Raw genomic sequence first — 14826 nt, forward strand, 5'->3', positions numbered from 1 at the left:
TTCAGGGCATGGAGGTGGGGTCGACGGCCTCGGGGTAGCGCTGGGCGGCGGCGCGGATCGCGATCGGCGTGAGCGTGATGACCTCCTCGGTCTGGCCCGGCCAGTCCTCCCGGCCGGCCACCCGGCGCAGGGCGTCCGCGCGGCCGGGGGCCACACAGCCGTACAGCGCCTGGACGATCTCGACCTCGTCCGCGTCCTCGAACTCGTCGTACGGGATGTGCTCGCCCATGAGCCGACGGCTGCGCTGGGCATACGGCAGGTGGCGTACGCACTCCGTGAGGAACTCCGCCCTCGGCTCCGGCCCCGCGGCCTCCGGTTCCGGCAGCCGGTCCGGGCGTACGGTCCGGTCGCGGAAGCTGTTGACGGCGCGGGCGACGGTCTCGACGGCGAGGGGGTCGATGTCGTCCCGGCCAAGTGCCACTGTCTGTAGGGCTGTTGACCGCCGGCCTGTTGCGGTCGCTATTGCGGTCAGCCAGAGCCGTACGACGTGGTAGCCGTACGCGGCCCACTCGGCGCGGGTGGCCAGCTCGTGGACGCGGGGCGGTGGAGGCGGGGCCTCGTGGGCGCCCAGGGTCTGCTTGATCTGGCGCAGCCGGTGCTCCAGCTCGTCGTCGGTGATCCTGGTCTCGACCTCGGCGTCGACGGAGCGCAGGAAGCGGTCGAAGGCGGGGTGCGTCTGGCGCAGCTGGTTCAGCTGGTTCAGCTGAAGGACCGCGTCTCCCGGAGCTCCCGGGGCTCCCGGGGCGGGGGCCTGCGGGTGGGGCCGGCTTGTCGCGAGACCCTGCTCATCCCTGTTGGGCATGCGGACCTCCTTCTTGTGAGCGGTTGTCGGGTTCCGGGTGGTTTTCCAGCGCGCTGCGCAGGGCGGCGCGGGCGTGGCGCAGGTTGCTGCGGACGGTGCCGGGCTTCAGGTCGAGGAGTTCGGCGATCTCGTCCGTGCCGTAGCCGTCCAGGGCGAGGGCGAGTACTTCGCGCTGCCGGGGCGGGAGTTCGCGCAGGAGCTTCAGCACCTGGGCGTGCTCCTCGGGGTTGTGGTCGGTGTGGTGCTGGGGAGCGAGGGGTGCCAGGCGGGCGTTCAGGGACTCCAGGGCGACGCGCTTGCGGTCGCGTTCGGCCTTCCTGAGGTACGCGCGCCAGGCGGTGGTACGGACCCAGCCGACGGGGTGCTCGCATCCCGGCAACTTGTGCAGCAGCGCCTTCATGGCTTCCTGCGCGGAGTCCTCGGCCTCCTCGAAGGCGGCTCCGGCCCGCATCAGGTAGCGGACGGTCCTCGGGAACTCCGCCCGGAAGAAGTCGTCGTAATCCACCAGACCGGGGCTCACGGCCACCTCCTTGATGGTTGGTCACCTATAGGGGGCGGCGGGAGCCGGATCCGTGCAATGCGCTGCGCGGCGGGGCGGGTGCTTTGTCGGGCGTGTTTGTTGTGCGGGGTCAACTGGCTGGTGCCCGGCGGGGGTTGAGGCGCGACGCCGTTGCACGGATGGGCGGTTGCACGGGCTGGGGGGTGTTCGGCCCCCTTCCTGTAAGCCCGTTCAACCAGCTCAACCAGCTCCGCAGAGAGGTGAGGCAGCAATGAGGCGCAGGTCCCGTTCCCGTACCGGCTCCGGCTCCGTACGCGAGAAGCGTGCGAAACAGCCCAGTCCTACGGAGGTCGTGGCACTGGTCAACGGCGTGACCGCGAGCATTGGGGGTGTGTACGTGCTGACGTCCTCGGCGCTGGTGGCCGCGCTGGCGGGGGTGCTGGCGCTGGTGGTGGCGGGGTTGTTCTTTGTCGGGGGGCGGTAGGGGACCTGCGGCGGTTTGCCCACCCGCCCGCCCGTGACTCGGGGCTGGGAAGGCTGAGCCCTGGGGGCTTCGCCCCAGACCCCCTCGCGCAGGGGCGAGAGGTTGGCGCGGTTGGAAGCGTCCTGCCAGAACGTTGGGGGCGACAAGGTCGCCATGGCAAGGCTGAGCCCCGGTCGCTGGTAGCGGCCGGGGCCTGGGAGTTGCCGGAACGGGTTACGCCTTTTGGATCTTCCAGTCGGCGACGTTGCCACCGCGGTTGAAGTAGGCGTTGGTGCAGACGTCGAGCTTGTCGCCGTTCGTGTTGCCTGCGGCGTTCTGGTTGGCCTCCAGGAAGCCGCCGTTGTCGTCGTAGGTGTTCCACAGATGGACGACGTCCCCCTCCCGGACGTTCTGGTCGCCGGGTGTGGAGGTCTGGGCGAAGATCCGCCATCGTCCACTGCCCGGGGTGCGGTCCTGGGACTGCGCAGTGGCCACGCCGTACTTGCCGCCGACGGTCTGCTGTGTGCTGGTGGCCTGGTTGACGGTGTCGAGATAGCCACCGTCGCCGGCGTAGAGGTTGCGCAGGTGGACCAGGTCCCCGCTCAGGACCGGCTGGCCTGCTGCCTTGCCCGAGGCAGAGACGATCTCCCACGTGCCCGTGCCCTTGGCACGAGTGGCCGAGTTCGCAGTGGCCACGTAGTGCTTGAGACCTGCCAGGGTGTGGTTGTTGATGGTGTCGAGGTAGCCGCCCTGCCAGCCGTTGTACCCGTTCTGCAAGTGGATCTGATCGCCGTACTTGAGCTCGTTCGCCATCCGGCGTTCCCCTCACTTGTTGGCGTCTGTCCCACCTGGACGGCCCCGCAAGAGGGGCATCCGGCATGGACATGGGAATCATGGCAAGGCGGTCCGCGCCCCGGACCGGAACTCACAACTTGTCCAATAGTCGTCGGACACACTTCCGGCCACGAACCGCCACGTCCCTGCACCCCATGAGGAGCTCCGTCCCTCGAACCCCGGCGGGGCTCCGCCCCCTGCACCCTTCAGGACTCCGCCCCGCACCCCAAGGAATTGCCCACCCGCCCGCGGGCCGGATCGCCGCCAAGGCCCGTCCGCTCCTGCGCTGGCCAGCGCAGGCGCAAGCGCACCGAAGCGGACCACAGCGGGCATTTCCCAGATCCCGGCGGAGGCTCTGGCCCCCTGTGTCCCCAGACCCCCGGTACCAACCACCGGACACCCCCTCGCCAGGGTCTCGGGGAGGGGCGGGGTGGGGGCTGGGACCAAACTGCGACACAACGACATTGCGCCTGAAACGCGCGTTCGATAGACATGTAAATCGCTATGCGAGGCACGCGTGGCGAATCGGAACACCGGTGACTGTTACGGGGGTGTGTGCGTGAAGTTCGACATGGGGTCCACGACTCTGTCCGATCTGGGGAAGAGCACCGAGGGGTCGAGTGGTGATCTCGGGGCGTTGATCCGGCAGTTGATCGCTGCGGCGGATCCGCTGGAGGGGAAGTTCAACGGGGCCGGGAAGGCCGCGTTCGACACGTTCAAGGCGCATGCCGATGAGATCACCAACGATCTGAACGGGTCGTTGCAGGACATTCTGGGTGGTCAGTCCGGGATGGACTCCGCGTTCGGGTCCGGTGACCACGAGCAGGAGTCCAACGCGCACCAGAACATGTCGTCGGCGAACTTCGACGCCGCCCGCTTCGGCGCACGCCACTAACCACACGGGGGACGGATCATCATGGGTCAGAATCAGGACCGGCGCAGTTACGACACCGGCGCCTCCACCGAGGTCCAGGGCGGGCTCGCCGGGATCATCGGGCATCTGGAGCGCGTCCTGGGCGAACGCGACCGCGCCGTCAAGGCCGCCATGGCCGAGTTCACCGCCGACGGCGTCTCGGATGAGTACCACGGCAAAGAGCTCCGCTGGAACAAGGCCGCAGGCGAAGTCCGCGACATCATCCGGCTCGTACGCGGCACCCTGGAACTGAATGACGGGACGGCGCAGTCCACGCTGTCCAAGGCGAAGTCGGCCGTCGACGCCATCGGCTGAGTGGCCTGGTTCGTACGGTAGTTGTGCGGTTGCTTGTTGGTTGTTGGGTCACGGGGGTGGTGTGCGGTGAGTAGTTGGGATATTTCGCCGGCCGGGGTGTCGGGTGTGCTGCAGAAGACCGGTACGGCGGCCGAGGGCATGTCGAAGGCCGGGACGGCGATGCAGGAGAGCCTGAAGTCGGCGGCGTCCTCGGCGGGCACCATCTCCGGCCCGTACTGCGGGGTGGAACCGCCGACCGGCCCGGTCGGCGGTGCGCTGGGTGAGTTCATGCAGCACAAGGCGCAGGACCTGGGCTATATCGCCGTACGCACGGAGCATTCGTTGCAGGGTGCGTTCGATGCGACGACGGCGTATGTGCACGGTGATCTGGCGATGGCGGCGAACAAGCAGTCGCAGGCGGTGAAGGAGCCCGTCATCAACGACAAGGGCCAGGAGATCGGGCCGGACGGCAAACCCGTCGAGAACAAGCCCGCCGATCCGTCGGGAGCGGCCAAGTGAGCAAGGACGTCATCGAGCCCGGCGGTATCCCGTTCTTCACCGGGAACCTGGAGCAGCTCACCCTGGACGCGGCCGCGCTGACCAAGCAGGCCGGTGACTTCCGCGATGGTGGATCCAATGTCCATACGGAGTTCCAGGGGCTGTCCACCTGCTATCACGCCCCTGAGGCCGACCAGCTGTTCGCCACCACCCTCCCCGTCAAGACGAAGGCCGACTCGTTCGCCGGCGACCTGGAGAAGGCGGCTGCCGCGCTCACCGCGTACGAGGGTGAAGTCCGGCCGATCGTGGAGAAGCTGAAGAGTCTGCGGACCGAGGCGTTCACGTTCACCGACAGCATCGCGGGGGACGACCACTGGCGGCGGGACCAGAAGAAGGTCGATCACAACGAGCGGATGATGAGCGATGTCGCCGCCGCCGTCGCCGCGTTCACCGCCGCCGAGCGCACCTGCCACGACAAGATCACCGCGCTGGTCGGGGGCAGCAAGCTGACCGTGGACGACGGCAGCCACAAGGACGGCATGTACGGGTACTCCGAGGACGCCCTCAAACACGCCGAGGAAACCCCCTGGGGCGGCCACGCCGAACGCGAATACACCGGTATCGCCTGGGTGTGGCACCAGGTCAAGAGCTTCGTGTGGGACGGGTTCATCGTCGACGGGATCTGGGGCACCGTGAAGGGCCTGGGCACCCTCGTCGGCGTCGACGGATGGGACAAGGCCGGACAGGCCTGGACGGGCCTGGCCAAACTCGCCACCGGCCTCGCCATCTCCTCCACCCCCTTCGCCTCCCTCTACTGGGCCGCACCCGACAAGGACCTGCCCAGCTGGCTCCGCGACTCCCGTACCGCGGTGAAGGAGACCGGCAAAGCACTCGTCGCCTGGGACGAATGGGGCAAGAACCCCGCCCGCGCGGCAGGCTCCGTCACCTTCAACGTCCTGACCACCGTCTTCACCGGCGGCTCCGGCACCGCCGCCAAGACCGGCGCCGTCGCCAAGGTCCTCTCCGTCACCGGCAAGGTCGCCAAGGTCGTCGACCCCATGACCTACGTCGCCAAAGCCGGCAAATTCGGCATCGTCAAAGTCGGCGACCTGCTCGGCGGCCTCAAGAACGTCACATTCGGCGCCTCCAAAGACGCCCTCTCCGGCCTCGGACACACCACCGACATCAAGTTCGGCGACGGCATCAAGCTCGGCGACAACGTCAAATTCGGCACCGGCGACGTCAAAGTCCCCAAGGGCACTTACGTGGAGTGGCCCGACGGAACGCGCCTCTACGCGGACGACGGCTCCGTCATCAAGCCGGACCGCACCCATGCCCCGGCCGCCGGCGAGCTGTCGGCCGCCGACCGCGCGAAGCTGGACGGCGCCCTCCCGCACACCAACGAAACCGCCCCCCTCGAAGCCAAGCAGCCGGTACTGGTCGGCGCGGGAGACCGGGCAGGCAGCATCGGCGACCACCCGGCCACCCCGGGCGCCCGCGTGCCCGACGGCATGTCCCACGACCTGGGCCGCACTCCGGGCGGTACGTCCGGCGACCTCGGCCGCACCCCCGGCGGCACCGCCCACGACCTCGGCCGCGGCGCGACCAACGAACTCGACCGGGGCGCGACGGGCGGAAACCGCGGCGGCTCGGGACCCTCGGCGGGCGACACGGCGGGGCACGCGGCCGACGCGGGCCACGGAAGCACCCCGGGTCACGGCGGCACCCCCGACCACGGGAGCACCCCGGGTCACGGCGGCCACCAGCCCAGCGGCGGCGGGTCCGGTACCGGCGGGCACGGCGGTGCGGGCGACGATGCCGCACGGTCGGGGGGCCACCAGAACGGCCACGAACCGCGGCAGCTGACCGCCGCGGAGCGCAAGCAGCTCATGGACGAGCACGTCCGTAAGGCGAACGAGGACCCGGCCTGGCGCGAGAAGTACTACAACTCGCTCGGCCACCGCAAGAGCGTCGAAACGCTGGTGGACGGCGTAGAGCTCCCCCAGCTCGTGGAGATGCCGGACCACAGCTGGGTGCCCAGGCACGACATGCCGCACGGCCCGTCCGAGACCAGGTTCGGCAAGACGACGCTGAACCTGGACTCGGTCAAGCCGCAGCACCTGCCGAACCTGGACGAGGCGGCGAAGAACCGCAAACTCGGTGTCGACCTCACCAACGCGCAAAAGGCATTCGATGATGCCCCAAGTCCCAAAACCCAGAAGGCCCTTGATGCGGCGCAGGCCGCTTTCGACAAGCATCTCCTCGGGACGCCGAACAACAGCAAACTCTCCGAGAAGCTCGGCGAACTCGCGGCCGAACTGCACGTGGTTCCCAAGGAATTCCCGACCGCCGACTGGATCGAGCTTCCCAAGACGCCCAACGGTGCCAACATGTTCGACCAGCTCTACAAGCTGGACGACAACGGGAAGTACCTCATAGTCGAGGCGAAGGCGCCGTCCGGGGATCTCGGCTGGCGCAAGGGGTCGGGCACGGCCGCGAACATGATGGTCAAGCAAGGGACCAAGGAATACGTCCACACCATCCTCACCGAGATGTGGAAGCGCGGCGGCAAGGACAGGACTCTCGCGGACGACCTCTTCCAAGCGCTGGAGGACAACAAGATCGATTACGTACTGGTGAAGGCGACCGACAACACGGGCTCCTACGCTGGTGCCGTAATGGAATACTTCAAGATTTAAAGGAGAGCTTCAGTGGTCACGAGCGTTCCCCGCCATGACTTTCCCGTCGCGCAGACCAAGGAGGACATGCCGGGGCTCCTGGAGAGCACCGGTCGGGTGCTCTCGCGACTCGAAGGGTCGGAGATGTCCCGGTCCCGGGCCCTGGACAGCGCTCTGACCGTGGCCTACGCGTCTTGTGCGATCGACCCCGTGGCGGGGCAGTTCGAGACATGGGAGGCGTGGGTCACCGCGCTCCAGGTCGGGTGCGGGCTGTTCGACGCGGCTGTCGCGAGCGAGGGGCCCGTACCGTGCCGGGTCGGGAGCAAGGGCGAGGTGGTGAACCTCCCGGCGACCGGGCCGACGTCCTACACGCACGCCGGAGCCTGGGTCACGACGGTCTACCTCGCGGTGATCTGCCGCGACAACGAGCGTCTGGAACGGCTGATGAACGTGCCCGTCTCGCTGCTCCGCGAGTCCGGCGCGGTCTTCGACGAGTACATGTACTCCTGGGTGGAGACCTTCCAGAGCCTGTTCCACGGCCGGGACGACCTGGGCGAGAAGCTGCAGGCCGCGTTCCACGGCACCGACCCCCAGGTGCTGAGCGTCGGCGACACGGAGACGACGCTCAAGCTCTTCTATCCGCCCATCAACCTCTTCTACCGCTACGTGAAGCGAGACGCGGCCGAGTTCAACGAGGCGCTGGCCGAGGCCCTCGACTGGCACAAGCAGTACTGGACCGCCGACGAGGCACGGTCCCTCAGCGGAGACGGCCTGGTCGCTCTCGGTCCACTCGCCATGGCCTGCATGGCTCTCGACAACGACTTCCCGGTCGAGGTCGAGTCGGAGTACCTCCCCAAGCACCTCCTGAAGCGGTCCTGGGTGGGTGAGTACGAGGCGTGAGGTGAGCCCCGGCGCTGCCGGGGCCACACCACCGTGCTGATCAGTTCCTGGAACGGCTCCGCCCGGATCCGACGCCCTACCGGGCCAGCGCCGCCTCCGCGTACTGCGCGGCCGCTCCCTCGAACTGGAGCACCGCGTGCGCCGCGACCGTGTGGACGTCGCGCCAGCAGCGCTGCACCGTGCCCCCGCCGTCGCGGGCATGCAGGCCACCCGTGCGGAAGAGCCGTTCCACGGCGGTGACCAGGAGGTCGGCCACGACCGGTGGCGAGCGCCGCCTACGACGACGAGGAGAGCTGCCTGGCGGACGTACGCCATCTGCTGTCCGGCCAGGAGCACGAGGGGATCATCCGGCACGGCGCCAAGCTGCTCTACGCGTACTGCAACGCGACCGTGCCCCGCATCCAGCTGATCGTGCGCAAGGCCTACGGCGGCGCGTACATCGTCATGGACTCGCGCTCCATCGGCGCCGATCTGTCGCTTGCCTGGCCGTCCAACGAGATCGCCGTGATGGGCGCCGAGGGCGCGGCGGGCGTCATCTTCCGCCGCGAGATAGCCGCGGCCGACGACCCGGACGCGGCCCGCGCCCAGCGCATCAAGGAGTACGAGACCGAGCTGATGCACCCCTATTACGCCGCCGAGCGCGGCCTGGTGGACGAGGTCATCGACCCGCGCGACACCCGCTCGGTGCTCATCCGCGCGCTGGCCATGCTCCGCACGAAACACGCCGGCCTGCCGGCCCGCAAGCACGGGAACCCGCCGGTATGACGGACCCCGAGAGCCGCCCCGCCGCCGCCTTCCACGTCGTACGCGGCGCCCCCGATCCGCAGGAACTGGCCGCCCTCACCGCGGTGCTGCTCGGCATCGCCCGGAGCCCGGCCGCGATGCCGGGCCCGGCCGCCCCGCCGCCCCGACCGGGCTGGCGCCGCCCGCGCCGGGCCCAGCACCCGGGCGCCGGATCCTGGCACCGCTGACACCTTCGGTACCAGGGCGCTCCCACTTCCGTGGCAGCCGCCGCCCGGGGCCCTGCGGCGGCCGCTAGCGTTCCCGGAACATCAGGGACGGAAGGAGTCAGCCGATGGCACCGGACCCAACCGTCCGCGAACAGGCCGCGGGGGAACAGGAGTTGAGCAGTCTCGACACCTGGGCGAGATGCGCGCCGATCCGGCTCGCCGGATACGAGGAGGACCTCACGGAGCCGCACATACTGCCCGGAGTCGACTGAGCGGGGCTCCCGGCGGCAACGTGCCGCCGGGAGCCCCGCTCAGTAGAACTGCCCGCTCTAGATGAAGGAGTTGATCTCGATCGTCTCGGTGCGGCCGGGGCCGACGCCGATGGCGGAGATCGGGGCGCCCGACATCTCCTCAAGGGCCTTCACGTACGCCTGCGCGTTCTTCGGCAGGTCGGAGAAAGACTTCGCCTTGGTGATGTCCTCGGACCAGCCGGGCAGCTTCTCGTAGATCGGCTTCGCGTGGTGGAAGTCGGTCTGCGAGTACGGGAGCTCCTCGACGCGCTTGCCGTCGATCTCGTACGCGACACACACCGGGATCTCCTCCCAGCCGGTCAGCACGTCCAGCTTGGTGAGGAAGAAGTCGGTCAGGCCGTTCACCCGCGTCGCGTACCGGGCGATCGGCGCGTCGAACCAGCCGCAGCGGCGGTCGCGGCCGGTGGTGACGCCCCGCTCGCCGCCGATGCGGCGCAGCGCCTCGCCGTCCTCGTCGAACAGCTCGGTCGGGAACGGGCCCGCGCCGACCCGGGTCGTGTACGCCTTGAGGATGCCGATGACGCGGCTGATCTTCGTCGGGCCCACGCCCGCACCCGTGCAGGCGCCGCCCGCGGTCGGGTTCGAGGAGGTGACGAAGGGGTACGTGCCGTGGTCGACGTCAAGCAGGGTGCCCTGGCCGCCCTCGAAGAGCACGACCTTGTCGTCGTCCAGCGCCTTGTTGAGGATCAGCGTGGTGTCGGCGACGTACGGCTTGATCTGCTCCGCGTACTGGAGCATCTCCTCGACGATCTTGCCCGCGTCGATCGCGCGGCGGTTGTAGATCTTGGCGAGCAGCTGGTTCTTGCCTTCAAGCGCCGCCTCGACCTTCTGCTCCAGGATCGACTCGTCGTAGAGGTCCTGGACGCGGATACCGACGCGGTTGATCTTGTCGGCGTAGGTCGGGCCGATGCCGCGACCGGTGGTACCGATCTTCCGCTTGCCGAGGAAGCGCTCGGAGACCTTGTCGAGCGTGACGTTGTACGGCGTGATCAGGTGGGCGTTGCCGCTGATCAGGAGCTTGGACGTGTCCACGCCGCGCTCGTTCAGCCCGCTCAGCTCGGAGAGCAGGACCGCCGGGTCGACGACGACTCCGTTACCGATCACCGGGGTGCACCCCGGCGAGAGGATCCCGGAAGGGAGAAGATGCAGCGCGTACTTCTGGTCGCCTACGACGACCGTGTGGCCGGCATTGTTGCCGCCCTGGTAACGCACCACATAGTCAACGGATCCACCGAGGAGGTCGGTGGCCTTTCCCTTGCCCTCGTCACCCCACTGAGCACCGAGCAGCACAAGTGCGGGCACAGGCGTACACCCCTTCCGGGCGGGGCATGTCCAAGGTCAGGGGCATACGCGTTCCATACGTGGACGCGTACACCATGGGCCTGAACCGTAGAAAGCTGCCCCGGAATAGACGAAGCCCCTGGCGCAATAGCGCAAGGGGCTCTTGCACAAAGATGCTACCCGAGGAAGGACCGAGGTGTCGGCTGCGCACCAGCTCGTCGTGCTCATCGACCCGGTCGCCCGCCGTATTGACGGCGAGTCCGTACGGATCGCGAAGGATGTGCTGTGTGCGGGAGCACAGGCGAAGATTTGCTGGCCACAGGACCCGGAGGAATTTGCCCGGGCGCTGGCCCGGCGGGGCGGGCGGCGCACGGTGGTGGTCGGAGACGACCAGGCGCTGCTACGCACCGTGACCCTGCTGCACAAGGAGCGTGAGCTGGCCGAGGGCTCGCTCGCGCTGGTGCCGGTGGGTCCGGCGGCCTCGCTGGACCTGGCCCGCTCGCTGGGCGTGCCGATGGGCGCGGTGGCGGCGGCGCGGGCGGTCCTGGAGGGCACGGAGCGCCGCCTCGACCTGCTGGTCGACGACAGCGACGGGGTCGTCCTCGGCGCGCTGCGGATCCCCGCCCTGACCCGCCCCGCGCCAGCCGCACCGCCGTCGGTGTGGGGCACCTGCCGCTCGCTCGTCCGCACTCTGGTGCGGGCGCCCGCACCAGTGGCGGCCGCGATGGCGCACCGCTTGCGGGTGGAGGCGGACGGCGTCCTCCTGACGGACGTGGACCGCCCGGTGGCCGGGGTGTCACTGGCCTCGGCGGACGGGCTCGCGCAGGTGGTGGTGCACGGGCGCGCCGGGGAGCGAGCGCGGGCGGCGGCGAGGGTGGTGACGGTGTCCGGCGCGGTCTCCACGGGGGGGTTCCGGTACCGGGCGGATCAGGTGGTCGCGGGCCCGGTACGCACGCGTACGTGGACGGCGCTGGCGGGGGCGTGGGGGCTGGTCCTACCGGGGTGACCTGTCAGGCGCTGGCCGACAATTCAAGCCCCTCATGGGGGTCCCCCCTGGCCCTTCAGCCCTTGGGGGAGTTTGAGGAGCGGGGGTCTGGGGGCAGCGCCCCCAGACCCGGTCCGCGGGCGAAGTAGCGGGGGTCCAGGGGGCGGCGCCCCCAGGGCCTACCTCGGCGGGATCGGCGGGAGGTCCAGCGTGGTGCGGTGGGTGCGCCAGCGGTCCATCAGCTGGGACAGCTCGCCGTGCAGGAAGGCGAAGAACGCCGCCGTCTCCGCCATCCGCGCCCCCGCCGCCGTGTCCGGCCCGCCCGCGCTCGCGACCCCGTCCCGCATGACCTGCTCCCACCGCGTCAGGATCCGGTCGCGGTTGGTGAAGGTCTCGTACCAGAGCTCGTTGTGCAGGACGTACCGGTCCCGCCGCGAACCGGGCTCGCGCTCCCGGCCGACCATGTTGACCTGCGTGAGGTAGCGGATCGCGCCCGAGACCGCCGCCGGGCTGATCCGCAGGGCCGAGGCCAGTTCCGCCGAGGTCATGGAGCCGGACTCGGAGACGAGCAGCGCCGCGAAGACCCGGGCCGCCATCCGCTGCATGCCCGCCTCGGTCAGCTCGGAGGCGAACCGTTCGACGAACCGGCCCACCGCGTCCTCGTCGCGCTCCACCGGCATGCCCTCCCGCACGTCCCGCACCTCCCGCTCGCTGTTCACCCTGATCGACCCCAGACTTTACACGCTTCCTTAACTTCACAACTTCATGAAACTACTGTACGTTCAGAAGCATGACGAAGGCAATCACGGTCGCCGGACTGCACAAGTCGTTCGGGCGCACGCACGCGCTGGACGGCCTCGACCTCGCCGTCGAGACCGGCGAGGTACACGGCTTCCTCGGCCCCAACGGCGCCGGGAAGTCCACCACCATCCGGGTGCTGCTCGGCCTGCTGCGCGCCGACTCGGGCGCCGCCCGGCTGCTCGGCCGCGACCCGTGGTCCGACGCGGTCGAACTGCACCGGCAGGTGGCGTACGTACCGGGTGACGTGACGCTGTGGCGCAACCTCTCCGGCGGCGAAGTCATCGACCTGTACGGCAGGTTGAGGGGCGGCACTCTCGACACGTCCCGGCGGGCCGACCTGATCGAGCGGTTCGAGCTCGACCCCACCAAGAAGGGGCGCACCTACTCCAAGGGCAACCGGCAGAAGGTCGCCCTGGTCGCCGCGTTCGCCTCGGACGCGGACGTACTGATCCTGGACGAGCCGACCTCCGGGCTCGACCCGCTGATGGAGGAGGTCTTCCAGGGCTGCGTGGAGGAAGAGCGCGACCGGGGCCGGACCGTGCTGCTGTCCTCGCACATCCTCAGCGAGGTGGAGAGCCTCTGCGACCGGGTGAGCATCATCCGCCGGGGACAGACCGTGGAGACCGGCTCGCTCGCCGAGCTGCGCCACCTCACCCGTACGTCCGTCACCGCCGAACTCGCGGGCACACCCAACGGGTTGGCCCATCTGCCCGGCGTGCACGATCTGGCCATTCACGAGATCGAAGGCAGCCAGGGCCGGCGGGTCAAGCTCCAGGTCGACACCGACAAGCTGGACGCGGTGCTCCGCTCGCTCACCGAGTCGGGCGTACGCTCCCTCATCTCCACCCCGCCCACCCTGGAGGAGCTGTTCCTGCGCCACTACACCGGCGCGGCGGAAGGGACGGGTGCGCGATGAGTGCGGCAACCGCGGCCATGCCCGTACGCGGCCGTTCCAGCGGTGAACTGGCAGGCACCGGCGCCCTGTTGAGGCTGGCGCTGCGCCGGGACCGGGTGCTGATCCCGGTATGGTCGGTCGCGCTCGGCGGGATGATCGCCAGCGGCGCGAGCACGCTGGAGAAGGTGTACACGACGGCCGCCCAGCGCGCCGACCTCGCGCGTTCGATGAGCGGCAACAGCTCGCTGCGGGCGCTGTACGGGCCGGTCTTCGGGGACTCGCCCGGCGGGCTCACCGCCTGGCGGTTCGGCAGCTTCGGGTATGTGCTCGCGGCGGTGATGAGCCTGCTCATCGTCGTACGGCACACCAGGGAGGAAGAGGAGACCGGGCGTCAGGAACTGCTGTCCTCGGCGATGGTGGGGCGGCGGGCACCGCTGACGGCGGCGCTGCTCGCCGCGTTCACCGCCAACGCGGGCGTCGCCCTCATCATCACGGCCGGGCTCGCCAAGTCGACCGGAAACACTGCTGGTTCGGCCGCGCTCGGGCTGACGACCGGGGCGATCGGCATGCTCTTCGCGGGCATGGCGGCGATCACGGCGCAGCTGACGGAGAGCGCGCGGCTCGCCAAGGGGCTCACGGGTGCGGTGCTCGGCGCGGCCTTCCTGCTGAAGGCGGCGGGCGACACCGCGAGGGCCGACGGCTCCTCGGTGCTCGACTGGCTCTCCCCGCTCGGCTGGGCCGAGAACGTACGGGCGTACGCGGGCGAGCGGTGGTGGACGCTGCTCCTGATCGCCGCGGCGGTCCTCGCACAGGGCGCGGCGGCGTACGTCCTGGCCGGGCGGCGCGACATCGGGATGAGCTTCGTGCCGACGCGGCCCGGTCCCGCCGAGGGCCGGATCACGACGGCGTACGGGCTCGCGTGGCGGCTCCAGCGGGGCGGCGTGATCGGCTGGAGCATCGGATTCGCCCTGGCCGGGCTGCTGTTCGGCTCGATGACCAACGGCGCGGCCGATCTGGTCGGCAACAACGCGCGGACCAGGGAGATCATCCAGCGGATGGGCGGCCAGTCCGGTCTGACGGACGCCTTCCTCGCCACGATGGTCGGCCTGCTGGGCATGGTCGCGGCACTGTACGCCACCTCTTCCGTACTGCGGCTGCACGGCGAGGAGACCGGACAGCGGGCCGAACCGGTCCTCGCGAACGCGGTGGGCCGCCTTCGCTGGGCGGCCGGGCACCTGGTGATCGCGTTCGGCGGAGCGGCCCTGATCATGGTGGTCGGCGGGCTCGGCCTGGCGGCCGGCTACGGCCGGGAGCCGGGTGCGGTCCTCGGCGCGGCGCTGGTCCAACTGCCCGCGATCTGGACGCTGGCGGGGCTCGCGGTGCTGCTGTACGGAGCGTTCCCGAAGGCCGCGCAGGCGGCGCTCGGGGTGGTCGGCCTGTGTCTGGCGCTCGGCTGGATCGGCCCCGCGCTCAACCTCCCCTCGGCGGTGCTCGGCCTCTCGCCCTTCGGCCACCTGCCGAAACTGCCGGGCACGGACATGGCGTGGACTCCGGTGCTGGTCCTGACGGTGATCGCGGCGGCGCTGGTGACGGCGGGGCTCGCCGCCTTCCGCCGCCGGGACCTCAGAGCCTGTGTGTAAACCCCGCCCGGGTCCGCGACGCCTGGCACGCACTCCCCCAAGGTCTTAAGGACCAGGGGGGACCCCCATCGAGGACGCTCCG

17 protein-coding genes and 1 pseudogene are annotated in these 14826 nt (G+C 69.8%); 12 read left to right on the forward strand and 6 right to left on the reverse strand.

All coding sequences use genetic code 11. The annotated features are described in order from the left end of the window. Window position 1 precedes the first annotated feature (1 nt). The gene (locus tag ACIBK6_RS27995; RefSeq protein WP_399054144.1) at window positions 2-802 is read right to left on the reverse strand and encodes a hypothetical protein; all 801 of its coding nucleotides are present in this window, start codon (window positions 800-802) and stop codon (window positions 2-4) included. Further along, window positions 786-1322, reverse strand: coding sequence for an RNA polymerase sigma factor (locus tag ACIBK6_RS28000; protein WP_399054145.1), 537 nt, complete (start codon window positions 1320-1322; stop codon window positions 786-788). The genes ACIBK6_RS27995 and ACIBK6_RS28000 overlap by 17 nt, the downstream gene beginning before the upstream one ends. Before the next feature lie 250 nt (window positions 1323-1572). Here ACIBK6_RS28000 and ACIBK6_RS28005 point away from each other — a divergent pair, with 250 nt between their 5' ends. Continuing rightward, window positions 1573-1785: a hypothetical protein gene (locus ACIBK6_RS28005; RefSeq protein WP_399054146.1), complete on the forward strand. Its 213-nt coding sequence runs from the start codon at window positions 1573-1575 to the stop codon at window positions 1783-1785. 213 nt (window positions 1786-1998) lie between these two features. Here ACIBK6_RS28005 and ACIBK6_RS28010 read toward each other — a convergent pair whose 3' ends face one another. Further along, window positions 1999-2577, reverse strand: coding sequence for a hypothetical protein (locus ACIBK6_RS28010; protein WP_399054147.1), 579 nt, complete (start codon window positions 2575-2577; stop codon window positions 1999-2001). Window positions 2578-3157: 580 nt separating this feature from the next. Here ACIBK6_RS28010 and ACIBK6_RS28015 point away from each other — a divergent pair. The 5 genes from ACIBK6_RS28015 to ACIBK6_RS28035 all read left to right on the forward strand — a co-directional run bounded on the left by ACIBK6_RS28015 (window position 3158) and on the right by ACIBK6_RS28035 (window position 7881). Then, complete coding sequence (locus tag ACIBK6_RS28015; RefSeq protein WP_399054148.1) at window positions 3158-3493, forward strand: hypothetical protein; 336 nt, start codon at window positions 3158-3160, stop codon at window positions 3491-3493. 21 nt (window positions 3494-3514) lie between these two features. Continuing rightward, complete coding sequence (locus ACIBK6_RS28020; protein ID WP_399053764.1) at window positions 3515-3826, forward strand: pore-forming ESAT-6 family protein; 312 nt, start codon at window positions 3515-3517, stop codon at window positions 3824-3826. A 66-nt stretch (window positions 3827-3892) separates the two neighbouring features. Further along, complete coding sequence (locus ACIBK6_RS28025) at window positions 3893-4324, forward strand: DUF6507 family protein (protein ID WP_399054149.1); 432 nt, start codon at window positions 3893-3895, stop codon at window positions 4322-4324. Further along, window positions 4321-7002 (forward strand): hypothetical protein, encoded by a 2682-nt coding sequence (locus ACIBK6_RS28030; RefSeq protein WP_399054150.1) that lies wholly within the window; start codon window positions 4321-4323, stop codon window positions 7000-7002. The genes ACIBK6_RS28025 and ACIBK6_RS28030 overlap by 4 nt, the downstream gene beginning before the upstream one ends. Window positions 7003-7014: 12 nt before the next feature. Further along, on the forward strand, window positions 7015-7881 hold the full coding sequence (locus tag ACIBK6_RS28035; protein ID WP_399054151.1) for an immunity 49 family protein: 867 nt from the start codon (window positions 7015-7017) through the stop codon (window positions 7879-7881). A gap of 76 nt (window positions 7882-7957) precedes the next feature. On the opposite strand, the gene ACIBK6_RS28040 is transcribed toward ACIBK6_RS28035, so the two are convergent. Then, entirely contained in the window at window positions 7958-8137 is a 180-nt protein-coding gene (locus tag ACIBK6_RS28040; protein ID WP_399054152.1) for a hypothetical protein, read from the reverse strand. Window positions 8138-8178: 41 nt separating this feature from the next. Between ACIBK6_RS28040 and ACIBK6_RS28045 the strand changes: the two are divergent. From ACIBK6_RS28045 to ACIBK6_RS28055, 3 genes and pseudogenes are all read left to right on the forward strand, one after another. Beyond that, a pseudogene (locus tag ACIBK6_RS28045) lies at window positions 8179-8646 on the forward strand (carboxyl transferase domain-containing protein); the annotation flags it as partial. Beyond that, on the forward strand, window positions 8643-8852 hold the full coding sequence (locus ACIBK6_RS28050) for an acyl-CoA carboxylase subunit epsilon (RefSeq protein WP_399054153.1): 210 nt from the start codon (window positions 8643-8645) through the stop codon (window positions 8850-8852). The pseudogene ACIBK6_RS28045 and the gene ACIBK6_RS28050, both read left to right, overlap by 4 nt. A 104-nt stretch (window positions 8853-8956) precedes the next feature. Beyond that, entirely contained in the window at window positions 8957-9103 is a 147-nt protein-coding gene (locus tag ACIBK6_RS28055) for a hypothetical protein (protein ID WP_399054154.1), read from the forward strand. 57 nt (window positions 9104-9160) lie between these two features. Here ACIBK6_RS28055 and ACIBK6_RS28060 read toward each other — a convergent pair whose 3' ends face one another. Next, window positions 9161-10444: an adenylosuccinate synthase gene (locus ACIBK6_RS28060; protein WP_399054155.1), complete on the reverse strand. Its 1284-nt coding sequence runs from the start codon at window positions 10442-10444 to the stop codon at window positions 9161-9163. A 175-nt stretch (window positions 10445-10619) separates the two neighbouring features. Here ACIBK6_RS28060 and ACIBK6_RS28065 point away from each other — a divergent pair, with 175 nt between their 5' ends. Beyond that, window positions 10620-11429: a diacylglycerol kinase gene (locus ACIBK6_RS28065; protein WP_399054156.1), complete on the forward strand. Its 810-nt coding sequence runs from the start codon at window positions 10620-10622 to the stop codon at window positions 11427-11429. A 158-nt stretch (window positions 11430-11587) separates the two neighbouring features. On the opposite strand, the gene ACIBK6_RS28070 is transcribed toward ACIBK6_RS28065, so the two are convergent. Beyond that, window positions 11588-12088 carry a GbsR/MarR family transcriptional regulator gene (locus tag ACIBK6_RS28070; protein ID WP_399054203.1) on the reverse strand — a complete coding sequence of 167 codons (501 nt, stop codon included), beginning with the start codon at window positions 12086-12088 and terminating at the stop codon, window positions 11588-11590. A 110-nt stretch (window positions 12089-12198) separates the two neighbouring features. Between ACIBK6_RS28070 and ACIBK6_RS28075 the strand changes: the two genes are divergently transcribed. Further along, complete coding sequence (locus ACIBK6_RS28075) at window positions 12199-13125, forward strand: ATP-binding cassette domain-containing protein (RefSeq protein ID WP_399054157.1); 927 nt, start codon at window positions 12199-12201, stop codon at window positions 13123-13125. Continuing rightward, window positions 13122-14744: an ABC transporter permease gene (locus tag ACIBK6_RS28080; protein ID WP_399054159.1), complete on the forward strand. Its 1623-nt coding sequence runs from the start codon at window positions 13122-13124 to the stop codon at window positions 14742-14744. The genes ACIBK6_RS28075 and ACIBK6_RS28080 overlap by 4 nt, the downstream gene beginning before the upstream one ends. Window positions 14745-14826: the final 82 nt, after the last annotated feature.

The organism is Streptomyces sp. NPDC050485, assembly GCF_044458185.1.
GTDB lineage: Bacteria > Actinomycetota > Actinomycetes > Streptomycetales > Streptomycetaceae > Streptomyces.

What these genes read in the sequence shown, in the direction of transcription:
- ACIBK6_RS27995 (WP_399054144.1), bottom strand. Translation starts at nt 802, where the DNA reads ATGCCCAACAGGGATGAGCAGGGTCTCGCGACAAGCCGGCCCCACCCG.
- ACIBK6_RS28005 (WP_399054146.1), top strand. Translation starts at nt 1,573, where the DNA reads ATGAGGCGCAGGTCCCGTTCCCGTACCGGCTCCGGCTCCGTACGCGAG.
- ACIBK6_RS28010 (WP_399054147.1), bottom strand. Translation starts at nt 2,577, where the DNA reads ATGGCGAACGAGCTCAAGTACGGCGATCAGATCCACTTGCAGAACGGG.
- ACIBK6_RS28020 (WP_399053764.1), top strand. Translation starts at nt 3,515, where the DNA reads ATGGGTCAGAATCAGGACCGGCGCAGTTACGACACCGGCGCCTCCACC.
- ACIBK6_RS28050 (WP_399054153.1), top strand. Translation starts at nt 8,643, where the DNA reads ATGACGGACCCCGAGAGCCGCCCCGCCGCCGCCTTCCACGTCGTACGC.
- ACIBK6_RS28055 (WP_399054154.1), top strand. Translation starts at nt 8,957, where the DNA reads ATGGCACCGGACCCAACCGTCCGCGAACAGGCCGCGGGGGAACAGGAG.
- ACIBK6_RS28070 (WP_399054203.1), bottom strand. Translation starts at nt 12,088, where the DNA reads ATGCCGGTGGAGCGCGACGAGGACGCGGTGGGCCGGTTCGTCGAACGG.
- ACIBK6_RS28075 (WP_399054157.1), top strand. Translation starts at nt 12,199, where the DNA reads ATGACGAAGGCAATCACGGTCGCCGGACTGCACAAGTCGTTCGGGCGC.
- ACIBK6_RS28080 (WP_399054159.1), top strand. Translation starts at nt 13,122, where the DNA reads ATGAGTGCGGCAACCGCGGCCATGCCCGTACGCGGCCGTTCCAGCGGT.